Raw genomic sequence first — 12,117 nt, forward strand, 5'->3', positions numbered from 1 at the left:
TGGATTAGAACGCGCCCATGCGTTCAGCGAGGGCGAACAGCCAGAACAGCCCGGCCATGATCAGCGCGACGCCGACGGCGGCCGATCCCATGTCCTTGACCCGCCCGATCTGCGGATCGTGATCGAGGGTCAGGCGGTCGGCGAGCTTCTCGATCGCAGTGTTGAGCAGCTCGATCACAAGCACCAGTACCACGGTCGCAACCAATTCGACCCGGCGCATCACGGTGGCGCCGACCAGCCAGGCCAGCGGCACCGACAGCACCAGCGCCACCACCTCCTCGCGGATAGCCTGCTCCGAGCGGATGGCGAATGCCAGCCCGTTGCGCGAGTTGATGGTGGCTCGCCAGAACCTCAGCAAGTCACTGCCCTCAAGTCACCGCCCTCACCTGCCCCAAATCACAAGCCCGCGGCGGCCGGCATCGGTTTGACCTTGCCGGCGCGCTCCTGCTTCAGGAGCTCGGCGATCAGGAAGGCCATGTCGATCGACTGTTCGGCATTGAGACGCGGATCGCAGACCGTGTGGTAGCGGTCGTTGAGATCCTCGTCGGTGATGGCGCGCGCGCCGCCGATGCATTCGGTGACATCCTGCCCGGTCATCTCCAGATGCACGCCGCCGGCATGGGTGCCCTCGGCGGCATGGATCGCGAAGAACGACTTCACCTCCGCCAGCACGCGGTCGAACGGCCGCGTCTTGTAGCCCGAGGTCGAGGTGATGGTGTTGCCGTGCATCGGATCGCACGACCACACCACGACGCGGCCCTCGCGCTGCACGGCGCGGATCAGACCGGGCAGATGGTCGCCGACCTTGTCGGCGCCGAACCGGTTGATCAGGGTCAGCCGTCCCGGCTCATTGTCGGGATTGAGGATGTCGATCAGCTTCAAGAGCTCGTCCGGCTTCAGCGACGGGCCGCATTTCAGGCCGATCGGGTTCTTGATGCCGCGGAAATACTCCACATGGCCGTGATCGAGCTGGCGGGTGCGGTCGCCGATCCAGATCATGTGGCCTGATGTCGCGTACCAGTCGCCGGTGGTGGAATCGACCCGCGTCATCGCCTGCTCGTAGCCGAGCAGCAGCGCCTCGTGGCTGGTGTAGAAATCGGTGGCGCGTAGCTCCGGATGGCTCTCCAGATCGAGGCCGCAGGCGCGCATGAAGTTCAGCGCGTCCGAGATGCGGTCGGCCAGTTCCTTGTAGCGGCGGGACTGCGGCGAATCCTTCAGGAAGCCGAGCATCCACTGATGCACGCTGCCGAGATTGGCGAAGCCGCCGGTGGCGAAGGCGCGCAGCAGGTTCAGCGTCGCCGCGGATTGCCGATAGGCCATCAGCTGGCGCTGCGGATCGGGGATACGCGCTTCCGCCGTGAAGGCGATGTCGTTGACGATGTCGCCGCGATAGCTCGGCAGCTCGACGTCGCCCTGCTTCTCGGTCGGCGACGAACGCGGTTTGGCGAATTGCCCGGCGATGCGGCCGACCTTCACCACCGGCAGCGCGCCGGCATAGGTCATGACCACGGCCATTTGCAGCAGCACGCGGAAGAAGTCGCGGATATTGTTGGCGCCGTGCTCGGCGAAGCTCTCGGCACAGTCGCCGCCCTGCAACAGGAAGGCCTCGCCGGCCGCGACCCGGCCGAGCGCCCTTTTCAGGTTGCGCGCCTCGCCCGCGAACACCAGCGGCGGAAAGGTCGCCAGCTGCGCCTCGACATCGGCCAATGCCTTGGCATCGGGATAATCGGGCACCTGAAGCACCTTCTTGGCGCGCCAGCTATCGGGTGTCCACCGCTCGGACATGAGGTCAACTCCTGAGCAAAAACCGCGACTTAATCGCGGGCATAGCGAAAGCCCGGCTTATACACAGGCCCCCGGCCTCCGGCTAGAAGGATTCCTGCAATCGCGTCAAGCTCTTGCAGGAGAATGCGAATTCGCATTTGCTGGACCATACCATGAATGCCGGGGAAATCGCCGTGGCCTCCGCCGCGCTGGACGACGTTTTTAGCGACGACATCGTCATGCCGGCCGCGGACGGCTATCCGCTCGCCGCGACGCTGTTCCTGCCGCGCGGCAAGAAGCGCCACGCCGTCCTGATCAACTCGGCGACCGCAGTGCCCCGCAAGGTCTATCGCGGCTTTGCCGGCTACCTCGCCCGCCGCGGCTCGGCGGTGCTGACCTATGACTACCGCGGCACCGGCGACAGCAGGCCGATGGCGGCGACCGGCCGCAACAGGCCGAAGTCGCTGGCCGGCTTCAAGGCCACGATGGCGGACTGGGCCGCGCTCGACGCCACCGCCGCGGTGCGCTGGATGCGCGAGCGCTACCGCGACCTGCCCTTCGCCTATGTCGGCCACTCCTTCGGCGGCCAGGCGCTCGGCCTGTTGCCCAACAATACCGAGATCCCGCGTGCGCTGCTGGTCGCGGCGCAGGCCGCACATTGGAAACTGATGGCCTCGCCCGAGCGCTATCGCGTGGTTGCCTTCATGAACGGCATCGGCCTGCCGCTGGCGCGCACGCTCGGCTATGTGCCGGGCTGGTCCGGCCTCGGCATGGACCTGCCGGGGGGCGTGTTCGAGCAGTGGCGCGGCTGGGTGATGCGCGAGCGCTATCTGCTCGACGATCCAGCGTTGGCCGCGCGCGAGAATTTTCCGAAGTTCAAGGGCAGGCTGCGTGCGATCAGCATGACCGACGACACCTGGGCGACGCGGCCCGCGGTCGAGCTGCTGTGCTCGGCCTTCACCTCGATCACGCCCGAGATCATCGCCATCAGTCCCACCGATGTCGGCGCCAAGACGGTCGGCCATTTCGGCTTCTTCCGCAACGACCACCGCGACACGCTGTGGCGCGGCGCCGCGGAATGGCTGGAGGTGGAAGGATAGACGCGAGTTTTCACCGGTGTCGTCGCATCGCCAAGCAGTCCCAACCCAGGTGTCATCGCCCGGCTCGACCGGGCGATCCAGTATTCCAGAGGCCGCGGTGCTTGAGCCGTGAAGCCGCGGCGTACTGGATCGCCCGGTCGAGCCGGACGATGACAGTGTAGGTGTGGACACAGCTTCGCATTCTCGCGACATGAATCGTCCGAGCCTTGCTCTTCGTTTCGCCGCTCTGAATCAGAGGGCGCAGGGAAAGCCGGGTGCCGATCGCACCCATGGGTCCCGTGCAACAAAGAGCACGGGAGGTAGGACCACAGGTGTAACCGGGAACATCCCGGCTTTCCCTGCGCGATGGGTTACGGCTTATTTCGTGCTCTCCCCGGCGAGACTGGGCTTGCTTGTCACCGCCCTCGCAACGCGCACCGCGCAATGCGACGAGACACCTGCCGCTAGGGCGTCAGGACCACACGACTTCACCGTCCGCCTTGATCACGCGTCGTCACTCGTGACCTCGGCGTCTACCGCATCTCACCGCAACACTCCTGACGATGCGCAGCGCCCCTCGATCGGGTGAGACGCACATATTGAACATCTGAGTTGGGTCAAACACCAAGCGGAATATTTTCCGCACGGGGACTGGACAGGGGTAATCACTTTGATCTAATTGGGGAATTTCGCGCTTTGGCGCAGAGCGGTCTTAGCCGTTCTCTCTTGTGTAAACCGCATTTGGGAATCTCAGCGCATGGCTGCCCGTTTTGGGAACAAGCATGTGGAAGGACCCTGTGCAGCTGAAAGCTGCCTACCAAACTTCCATATAATCATCGGAACCAAGGCGGCAGAGGACGAAAGTGTATGGGCAAGAACCGCGGCAAACAGAGGCCGGCGACGCAACCGAAGCAAAAAAGCACTCGCACGGCGGACGAGAGTGCAAGTCTCTCAGTTTCCAATCTGGTCCCGCCGCAGCAATCTAGCGTGCCGTTGGAAGCCGCGACACCCATTGATGCTATCGCGCAAGCCAACCTGCGGCTAACTCGCTGGTTGGTGATATGGACCGCTGTACTCGCAATCGTCGCTGTCGTCACTACTGGCGTTGGCTACGTGCAATGGAGAGCGTTGCTCAAGACTGATGGCACAACGCGCGAAGCGTTCACGGCAGTCCAACGGCCCTTCATCATTGCGACTGGTCTAGCGGCATCCCAAGACCTTCCGGGCTATTGGAGCTTTCAGACGATTTTGGAGAACACTGGCGGCACGCCCACTAAGAACATGACCGTCACAACTGCGGTATCGTTCTCCGTGCCTGTGTTACCCGATAGCCCTGATGATCCTGGAGAATTGAAAAAGCAGTCGAGCGAAGCTTATCCAACTGTGACCAACCACTTCATCGGACCTCACGGCAAGGTAGCGGTTGACGCAATTTCGCTGATCACCAAAACTCTTGAAGAGATGGCCGACAACCGAGCCGACTTCTTTGTGTATGGAATTGCAAGGTACAATGACCAATTCGCTGAGACCACCGAACGTCTAACCAAGTTCTGTTTTGTGGTGCGCCCGTATAAGGAAAAGAGCGGTTTGACGCTTCAAAATCGTGGTCTCTGCCACCACTGGAATTGTGGCGACGAAGATTGCCAACGAGACAAACGAGGGTATCAAGCGGAGCTAGCGGAGTTTCTGGGGAAGAATCCCGCTGCAAAGGGTATCGTTCGAGATTTGCCCATCGCGGCTATCATCCCCTTCTACCCGGTCCCCCTCATTAAGGCGCAGTGATGCGGTGCCCGGAGTTAGCCCATAAGCCAAAAACAACACCGTCTACTTGGTAGCCGAGAAGGTAGCTTCGATGCGGTCGACCCAGCGACTTGCCAAAGGAGTGCGCACGGAACGCCTCGCGCCTGCATTTCGCATTCCGCTCGCTGGCTCGGAGCTACAGACCCTTGGAGAACTGTGCGCGATTCAAGGACAGGTCTAACATTTGCCGGTCCATACTCTGCACTATGTTCCGGACCTGCCATTAGAAACAGCTCGTACAATGCTAGCGTCAAGTAGCATCCATACGAATGCAAGGATATGGATCGAAGTGCTTCGTGCGAAATGCCACGATCAATCGATTTTACGAGCAGCGGAAGAAGCCTTTGATTTGGTTGAAAGCACCACCAAGGGGAGAAACGACTTCGTTCACGCAATTTTTGCCACCTCCATGGGAAAATATGTGAGTGCTTGGCGTTGGTCCGAAAGGCACGAAGCACCGGAGAGCGAAGCAGAACGACGCCATCGCAGTGCGCACCCGAGATATCAAAAAGAAGCGACCAGTCTCTGACTTGATCTCGGTAGGCAACGACGACGCAAGACTATCCCTGCTGCTCTCGGAAATTGCCTCCGAGTTCCTGCCGGATTAGGTGCTCCACAATCGGCGGCCTACAGCGCATTCAATGGCCCCCGTTGACTCGGGCGATGCGCCTTCTATGGGATCATTTCAGCTTGCCTTCGGGCGCCTCGGCTGCCGCCTTGACGCCCTTCTTAATCTTCGCCGTTAATACGTAGAGAAAGTCGCCCAGCGCCTTTGCAAATTCTACAACCTGCTGTGCTTGTTCTGGGGTGACATGCGGGTTTTCTTCATCCGCGTGCCGCACATTGTTAGCCTCAAGTCTCACGGCGTGTGCCCATTTGCCCATGCCCTCAGTAAGAAGGTGCTCAGACACGGCCTCGTCAATTCGGGAGTAGAGAGACCCTTCTTTCAATCCTTGGTCCTTCAGCATTGCATCGATAGAGGATGCCGCCATCACAGCAGCAGCATCCGGGGCGTGCAATGTTTCAAGCGCCTGTCGCAAATAGCTGCGCGCTGACGGCGGCAATGCCTCATCGACGGCGATGGGTTCGGGGAAAATTCTCTCGACATTCAAATCCTTCACGAACCCATGGCCCGGATTAGGTCGTGCGACCAGTCTGCACTGAGCCAATAAAAGGTTCCCGCAGGATGAGCAGCGCACGGCAGCCCATTGCCTCGCCCTCAAATTGTCGCCAGGTTCCTCAAGATGGGCGCTAAGCCAAATTGGCGATAACTGTGGCTTGGCGATCTGGCATCTCGGACACCGATCGAGGCCGGTAAGATCACCATCAACAGTCATCTTTCCCATGCTGTGCCCCCTTGTGGCGCTCCGCCATTTCCCACGCCGCGTTTGCAATCCGGCCATTGGGACTTACAGTAGGGTGAGATTGGGTGATGCGCGAGCGCTATCTGCTCGACGATCCCGCGTTGGCCGCGCGCGAGAATTTTCCGAAATTCAAAGGCCGGCTGCGCGCGATCAGCATGACCGACGACACCTGGGCGACGCGGCCTGCGGTCGAATTGCTGTGCTCGGCCTTCACCTCGATCACGCCCGAGATCATCGCCATCAGTCCCACCGATGTCGGCGCCAAGACGGTCGGCCATTTCGGCTTCTTCCGCAACGACCACCGCGACACGCTGTGGCGCGGCGCCGCGGAATGGCTGGAGGCGGAAGGATAGACGCGAGTTTTCACCGGTGTCGTCCTGGCGAAAGCCAGGACGACGATGCGGATGATTCTCGCGCGATACCGCGATACAATGCGCCGTCTCAGCCGAGGGACATGCTCCGGGAGCGACGAGTCGATTCGATGAAATGCCTTGCTCTGGCATGTTTGGCCTGTCTGCTGGCGTCGACGTTGGCCATGGCGTGTCAGTTCGACACGGACTGCCAGCCCGGCAGTCAGTGCCTGAAGGCGTCCTCAAGCATCTACGGGGTTTGCGCAGGCGGCCTGTCGCCCGGCAACGCCAACGATCGGCAGCCGACGCAATTTCCGCAAGATATCAACGGGACCTACGGCAACACCTGCTCGTTCGATACCGATTGCGGTGTCAGCAGCCATTGCATCAAGCAGGACACGATCCAGGGCGTCTGCATGAAGTAGCTGCTCGCGCGGCCGATGTGGCAGCGGATGACGCTTCCGCCTTCGTAAGCTGAACTATGGCGGGCAGCACACCGATCCGCTCAGCGATTTGAGACCTTCGGTCCGACGCTCCTACTGATACGTCGTCGGCTTGTGGCGGCTCAATTCGCCGTGCGCTTCAGCTTCGCTCTTACCGTTGCCGCTGCCATTGCCGTTCCCGTTGGCGGCCTTGCGCGCCAGCAATTCCTTTTCGGCCTGGTACCAGAGTTGATCCATCTGGCCCGGCGGTTCGCCGGCATCCTTCCACAGCTCATAGGCGCGGGTGCGAATTTCTTGCTCGGTGGGACCTGTCATGGGCGGCTCCCTCAATCCTTGGATTTACAAAATGGTTTGCAAAAGGAACTTCCGGGCCGGCGCTATGTTCCAAAATGAATGCGGGCACGCCCCCGCTGCGATGTTCCCGCAATGCTGCACCCAACGCCGCGCCACGGCAAGATTGTCGCGCGGCAACTCACCGTTTCCGGTCGCAATATCTCAGCCGGTCGAGCCGCGCGGTGCCTCACCATTGAGCAGCACCGAGTGGCGGCGGCCGTAGGCGAAGTAGAGGCCGAGGCCGATCACCAGCCAGACGATGAGACGCAGCCAAGTCTCCCAAGGCAGGAATACCATCAGCAGGATCGAGAAGCCCATGCCGAGCAGCGGCACCACCGGCACCGCAGGCGTGCGGAACGGACGCGTGACCTGGGCATCGCTCCGGCGCAGATAGATCACCGCGCCGCAGACCAGCACGAACGCGAACAGCGTGCCGATCGAGACCATTTCACCCAGGATGTCGATCGGGGTCAGCGCCGCGACGATCGCCACCACGATCCCGATCAGGAGCTGGCTCTTGTATGGCGTCCCGAGCGAGGGATGTACGTCGGAGAACATCCTGGGCAGCAGGCCGTCCTTGGCGATCTGGAAGAAGATGCGGCTCTGGCCATACAGCAGCACCAGGATGACCGTGGTGAGGCCGGACAGCGCGCCGATCTTGATCAGCACCGAGAACCACGTCTGGCCGATGACGTCGACACCCTTGGCGATCGGGTCGGCGACGCCGAGCTCGGTATAGGGCACGAGGCCAGTGAGCACGCCGGCGACCGCGACATAAAGGATGGTGCAGATCAGCAGCGAGCCGAGGATGCCGATCGGCATGTCGGTCTGCGGATGCTTGGCTTCCTGCGCCGCGGTCGAGACCGCATCGAAGCCGATGAAGGCGAAGAACACCACCGAGGCGCCGCGCATCACGCCGGTCCAGCCGAACTGGCCGAACGTGCCGGTGTTGTCGGGAATGAAGGGATGCCAGTTCGCTGGCGTAACGTATCCAACGCCGAACAGGATGAAAGCCAGCACGACGGTGAGCTTGATGCCGACCATGACGTTGTTGAGCCGCGCCGATTCCCTGGTGCCGCCGATCAGCATGGCCGTGAGCAAGAGGACGATCAGCGCCGCCGGCAGATTGACGATGCCTTGCACGGTCGTGCCGTCCGGCAGCTTGGCCTCGGTCCAGGGCGCCGCGGCATATTGCGGCGGGATGTTGATGCCGAAATTATGCAGCAGCGAGACGATGTAGCCCGACCAGCCGACCGCGACGGTGGAGGCGCCCATCGCGTATTCGAGGATCAGGTCCCAGCCGATGATCCAGGCGAAGATCTCGCCCAAGGTCGCATAAGTATAGGTGTAAGTGCTGCCGGAGACCGGCAGCAGTGCCGCGAGCTCCGCGTAGCACAGGCCGACAAACGCACAGGCGATGCCGCCGACGACGAAGGAGAGCATGATGGCGGGGCCGGCGTAGTGCGCCGCAGCGGTGCCGGTGAGCACGAAGATGCCGGCGCCGATGATGCAGCCGATCCCGAGCGCCGTGATGCTCAGCGCGCCGAGCGTCTTGCCCAGCGCCTGCTCGCCCGCCTCGGCGATGATGGAGGCAACCGACTTGCGCGTCATCAAACCAAGGTCAGACATGGCAGCATCCCCTTCTGATGAAACCGGTACCGGGTAACAATCAGAACGAGAGCGTTGGGTTCCTTGTATCGGAACGATTGTCCATCAAGCCAGCCCGGGTTAGCGGATGCAGAAAGACCGCAACGGCGCGGTACTCGCTGGCGGTAAGAAGTGAAAGCGCACCGGTCGCGGACCACACGCGAGCCGATTGTGTCCGGATGTTGCGACGCGACGATCCGCATCGTCGTGGCGCGCAGTCCGCTCACCGCAGGTTTGCGGTGAAGAACTCGAGCGCAAGCCTGACGGTCTCCGCATGAACCGCATCCCGATCGATGCCGTCGGGATCGCGGCATACGGTCCCTCCAATCACCACCCGTCCTGCCAGCGTGCAGGTGCCAAAGAAGACAAAGTGGCCGGCGCCCGGAAACAGCTTGAGCGTGGCATGGGGAACCGCCTTGCCGAGCGCCTCGGCACCCGAGACCGGCGGCGTGATCTCGTCGGCGCTTCCCGCGACGATCGCGAGCGGGATCGAGATGGCGCCAAGGCTCTCCGGCGTGAAGGACGGCACCGGCCCCGGCGCCATCGCGAACACGGCGCGCACGCGCGCGTCACGATAGGACTGGCTGGCAAGAGCGTAGCGCTGCCGGAAGTCGAGGTCGGTCGTCAGACGTGACTGACTCCGCTGACGCAGCTCCTTCGCGCCCAACTGCGATGTGCACAGCGCATCGGCGGCGGGCGAGCGGCAAAAGGCCGGAGTCCGTTCCGGATCCGTGATGCCGCCGGCGATGGCGATCACGGTGTAGCCGCCATACGAATGACCAGCGGCGCCGATCCGCGCCAGATCGATCCGGTCGCCGAAGGTGCTGTCGGCACGCATGGCGTCGATCACCGTGCTGAGATCGACAGCGCGTAACCACGGCAGCGCATAACCTTCGACCGTCGTCGACTCGGATCCGTTGTTGCCGGGGTGGTTGACGGCAACGGCAATGAAGCCGTGCGCCGCAAGCCCTGCGCCGAGCCAGGCGAGCGTGGCTGCGGAGCCGCCAAAACCGTGGGACAGCACGATCAGCGCCCGGCGTGGCCCCGCCGCTGGCGCCGCATCGGGCGCGGCGCTGCCGGTGCTGACGAATGGGACGATACGCGGCCCGATCCATTGCGGCTGCTCGCGCGCTTCGGCCACGGCGGGATACCAGATGGTGACACGGAGCGCGTGCAGCTTGGCGCCGCGCCAATCGTAAGGCTCGGCCGGACTGAAGTCGCGCTTGGCGACGCCGACCTTGAAGACGGCGTCCTCCGCAGATGCGAGGTCCGGCGCCGCGAGGAGGATCAGGCACAGCGCCAGAAACTTCATCGGGATGCCCCCCGAGGTGGACGCCCTACTCCGCGGCCTGGCGGACGTGGCGTGCGGTCGGGGTGCGCATCGTCACCAGTTCTTCCGACGCGGTCGGGTGCAGCGCGATGGTGGCGTCGAAATCCGCTTTCGTCGCCTTCATCTTCACCGCGATCGCGACCGCCTGGGTGATCTCGGCGGCGGCATCGCCGACGATGTGGCAGCCGAGCACGCGGTCGCTCGCGCCGTCGACCACCAGTTTCATCAGCACGCGGGTGTCACGGCCGGACATGGTCGCCTTGATCGGGCGGAAATCGGTCTTGTAGATGTCGACGTGGCTGAACTGCGCGCGCGCCTCTTCTTCCGTGAGACCAACCGTGCCCACCTCGGGCTGCGAGAACACCGCGGTCGGGATCGTGGCGTGGTCGACCTGCACCGGGCGCTTGCCGAACACGGTGTCGGCGAAGGCATGGCCCTCGCGGATCGCAACCGGGGTCAGGTTGGCGCGGTGGGTGACGTCGCCGACCGCGTAGATGTTGTCGACCGAGGTCTTCGACCAGCCGTCGACCTGGATGCCGCCATTGGCGGGATTGATGGCGACGCCCGCGGCTTCCAATCCGAGATTGGCGACGTTGGGATGGCGGCCGATCGCGAACATCACCTGGTCGGAGGCGATGCTCGAACCGCTCGACAGATGGGTAGTGTAGTCACGGCCGTGCCTGTCGACCTTGGTCACCGTGCAGCCGGTGATGATGGTGATGCCGCGCTTCTCCATCTCGCTGCGGACATGCTTGCGCACGTCTTCGTCGAAGCCGCGCAGGATGTTGTCGCCACGATAGACCACCGTGACGTCGGAGCCGAAGCCTGCGAAGATGCCGGCGAATTCCAGCGCGATGTAGCCACCGCCCTGGATCACGATCCGCTTCGGCAGCTCTTTCAGGTGAAACGCCTCGTTGGAGGAGATCACGTGCTCGATGCCGGGGATCGCCGGCCCGTGATTGGGCGCGCCGCCGGTCGCGATCAGGATGTATTTTGCGGTGACCTTCTCGCCGGTGGCGAGCTTGATCGTGTGGGCGTCTTCCAGCACCGCGCGGGTCTTGACGATCCGCGCGCCCGACTTTTCGACATTGGTGGTGTAGGCGCCCTCGAGCCGGGCGATCTCCTTGTCCTTGTTGGCGACCAGCGTGGCCCAGTCGAACGAGACCTGGCCGATGCTCCAGCCGAACCCGGCCGCGTCCTCGATTTCCTGGTGGACGTGGCTGCCGATCACGAACAGCTTCTTCGGCACGCAGCCGCGGATCACGCAGGTGCCGCCCATCCGGTACTCTTCGGCGACCATGACCCTGGCGCCATAATTGGCGGCGATGCGCGCGGCGCGAACCCCGCCCGAACCGCCACCGATGACAAACAGGTCGACGTCAAACTCGGCCATTTTTGTACCCAGTCATGGCACCTCTCTCCTCACCCTCGCCCCGCGAGCGGGGCGAGGTCACAGGCATATAGGTATCGTTCTCAGATATCCTTGCCGCGCTTCTTCATCTCGGCCTTGAACTGGGCGTTGACGAGCACGCCGAACTGCTGGGCCCATTGCTGCATATATTGCAGCGACTCGTTGATGGCCTTGGGCTCGGAGGTCAAAAGCTTCTGGCCGAGCGGCGTCTTGTAGAACGCCACCAGATCAACCAGCTCCTTCTCGGTGAATTCGGAGGCGTAGATCTGCGCCATGCCGTCGCCGATCTCCTTCTCGCGGCCGGCGAAGTTCTTGGCGATGATCACCGCGACCTCGTCGAGATCCTTCTGGTAGTTGAGATATTGCTGGAGCAGACCGGTCTTGGTCTTCTCGATGATGCCGGGAACGGCGCCGGCATACATGACGCCGACATTCTTCATCGCCAGGATCTCTTTGGCGGCCGCGACCGCCGCCGGCGACGACTGCTTGACGCTGGGCGGCGCGGGCTGCTGCTGCGCCATTGCCGGCGCGGCCGCGAACGCCAGTCCGGCCGACAGGGCCACCGCCGACAAAAGTCCCGAGAAACGCTTCATTCC

The 12,117-nt window shown here is 62.9% G+C and carries 13 protein-coding genes; 5 read left to right on the forward strand and 8 right to left on the reverse strand.

The features are described 5' to 3' along the window. Positions 1-4: 4 nt before the first annotated feature. Positions 5-358 carry a diacylglycerol kinase gene (locus CWS35_RS28425; RefSeq protein ID WP_024582281.1) on the reverse strand — a complete coding sequence of 118 codons (354 nt, stop codon included), beginning with the start codon at positions 356-358 and terminating at the stop codon, positions 5-7. A 38-nt stretch (positions 359-396) separates the two neighbouring features. Next, positions 397-1,785, reverse strand: a complete 1,389-nt coding sequence (locus tag CWS35_RS28430) for a class II 3-deoxy-7-phosphoheptulonate synthase (RefSeq protein WP_024582282.1) — start codon at positions 1,783-1,785, stop codon at positions 397-399. Between the two features lie 152 nt (positions 1,786-1,937). Between CWS35_RS28430 and CWS35_RS28435 the strand changes: the two genes are divergently transcribed. From CWS35_RS28435 to CWS35_RS39145, 3 genes are all read left to right on the forward strand, one after another. Continuing rightward, the gene (locus CWS35_RS28435; protein ID WP_100956737.1) at positions 1,938-2,864 is read left to right on the forward strand and encodes an alpha/beta fold hydrolase; all 927 of its coding nucleotides are present in this window, start codon (positions 1,938-1,940) and stop codon (positions 2,862-2,864) included. 846 nt (positions 2,865-3,710) lie between these two features. Then, a complete protein-coding gene (locus tag CWS35_RS28440) occupies positions 3,711-4,625 on the forward strand; it encodes a hypothetical protein (RefSeq protein ID WP_100954958.1) in 915 nt (304 codons plus the stop codon). Positions 4,626-4,932: 307 nt separating this feature from the next. Then, positions 4,933-5,172 carry a hypothetical protein gene (locus CWS35_RS39145; RefSeq protein WP_157817249.1) on the forward strand — a complete coding sequence of 80 codons (240 nt, stop codon included), beginning with the start codon at positions 4,933-4,935 and terminating at the stop codon, positions 5,170-5,172. Positions 5,173-5,323: 151 nt separating this feature from the next. Here the strand turns inward: CWS35_RS39145 and CWS35_RS39150 are convergent, their stop codons facing one another. Beyond that, entirely contained in the window at positions 5,324-5,764 is a 441-nt protein-coding gene (locus tag CWS35_RS39150; RefSeq protein ID WP_157817250.1) for a DUF4145 domain-containing protein, read from the reverse strand. A gap of 311 nt (positions 5,765-6,075) precedes the next feature. On the opposite strand from CWS35_RS39150, the gene CWS35_RS28450 reads away from it, so the two are divergent. Further along, positions 6,076-6,360, forward strand: a complete 285-nt coding sequence (locus tag CWS35_RS28450) for a hypothetical protein (protein ID WP_210202736.1) — start codon at positions 6,076-6,078, stop codon at positions 6,358-6,360. 128 nt (positions 6,361-6,488) lie between these two features. Beyond that, positions 6,489-6,782, forward strand: coding sequence for a hypothetical protein (locus CWS35_RS28455; protein WP_157817251.1), 294 nt, complete (start codon positions 6,489-6,491; stop codon positions 6,780-6,782). A gap of 111 nt (positions 6,783-6,893) precedes the next feature. Here the strand turns inward: CWS35_RS28455 and CWS35_RS28460 are convergent, their stop codons facing one another. The 5 genes from CWS35_RS28460 to CWS35_RS28480 all read right to left on the reverse strand — a co-directional run bounded on the left by CWS35_RS28460 (position 6,894) and on the right by CWS35_RS28480 (position 12,114). Continuing rightward, entirely contained in the window at positions 6,894-7,115 is a 222-nt protein-coding gene (locus tag CWS35_RS28460; protein ID WP_035636135.1) for a DUF2934 domain-containing protein, read from the reverse strand. A gap of 180 nt (positions 7,116-7,295) precedes the next feature. Further along, complete coding sequence (locus tag CWS35_RS28465) at positions 7,296-8,762, reverse strand: amino acid permease (RefSeq protein WP_024582287.1); 1,467 nt, start codon at positions 8,760-8,762, stop codon at positions 7,296-7,298. Positions 8,763-9,003: 241 nt separating this feature from the next. Next, positions 9,004-10,092: a serine aminopeptidase domain-containing protein gene (locus CWS35_RS28470; protein ID WP_100954961.1), complete on the reverse strand. Its 1,089-nt coding sequence runs from the start codon at positions 10,090-10,092 to the stop codon at positions 9,004-9,006. Between the two features lie 25 nt (positions 10,093-10,117). Beyond that, positions 10,118-11,503 (reverse strand): glutathione-disulfide reductase, encoded by a 1,386-nt coding sequence (gor, locus tag CWS35_RS28475; protein WP_100954962.1) that lies wholly within the window; start codon positions 11,501-11,503, stop codon positions 10,118-10,120. A gap of 80 nt (positions 11,504-11,583) precedes the next feature. Beyond that, the gene (locus CWS35_RS28480; RefSeq protein ID WP_100954963.1) at positions 11,584-12,114 is read right to left on the reverse strand and encodes a DUF2059 domain-containing protein; all 531 of its coding nucleotides are present in this window, start codon (positions 12,112-12,114) and stop codon (positions 11,584-11,586) included. Positions 12,115-12,117: the final 3 nt, after the last annotated feature.

Source organism: Bradyrhizobium sp. SK17, from assembly GCF_002831585.1.
GTDB lineage: Bacteria > Pseudomonadota > Alphaproteobacteria > Rhizobiales > Xanthobacteraceae > Bradyrhizobium.

What these genes read in the sequence shown, in the direction of transcription:
- CWS35_RS28430 (WP_024582282.1), bottom strand. Translation starts at nt 1,785, where the DNA reads ATGTCCGAGCGGTGGACACCCGATAGCTGGCGCGCCAAGAAGGTGCTT.
- CWS35_RS28435 (WP_100956737.1), top strand. Translation starts at nt 1,938, where the DNA reads ATGAATGCCGGGGAAATCGCCGTGGCCTCCGCCGCGCTGGACGACGTT.
- CWS35_RS28440 (WP_100954958.1), top strand. Translation starts at nt 3,711, where the DNA reads ATGGGCAAGAACCGCGGCAAACAGAGGCCGGCGACGCAACCGAAGCAA.
- CWS35_RS28450 (WP_210202736.1), top strand. Translation starts at nt 6,076, where the DNA reads ATGCGCGAGCGCTATCTGCTCGACGATCCCGCGTTGGCCGCGCGCGAG.
- CWS35_RS28455 (WP_157817251.1), top strand. Translation starts at nt 6,489, where the DNA reads ATGAAATGCCTTGCTCTGGCATGTTTGGCCTGTCTGCTGGCGTCGACG.
- CWS35_RS28460 (WP_035636135.1), bottom strand. Translation starts at nt 7,115, where the DNA reads ATGACAGGTCCCACCGAGCAAGAAATTCGCACCCGCGCCTATGAGCTG.
- CWS35_RS28465 (WP_024582287.1), bottom strand. Translation starts at nt 8,762, where the DNA reads ATGTCTGACCTTGGTTTGATGACGCGCAAGTCGGTTGCCTCCATCATC.
- CWS35_RS28470 (WP_100954961.1), bottom strand. Translation starts at nt 10,092, where the DNA reads ATGAAGTTTCTGGCGCTGTGCCTGATCCTCCTCGCGGCGCCGGACCTC.
- gor (WP_100954962.1), bottom strand. Translation starts at nt 11,503, where the DNA reads ATGGCCGAGTTTGACGTCGACCTGTTTGTCATCGGTGGCGGTTCGGGC.
- CWS35_RS28480 (WP_100954963.1), bottom strand. Translation starts at nt 12,114, where the DNA reads ATGAAGCGTTTCTCGGGACTTTTGTCGGCGGTGGCCCTGTCGGCCGGA.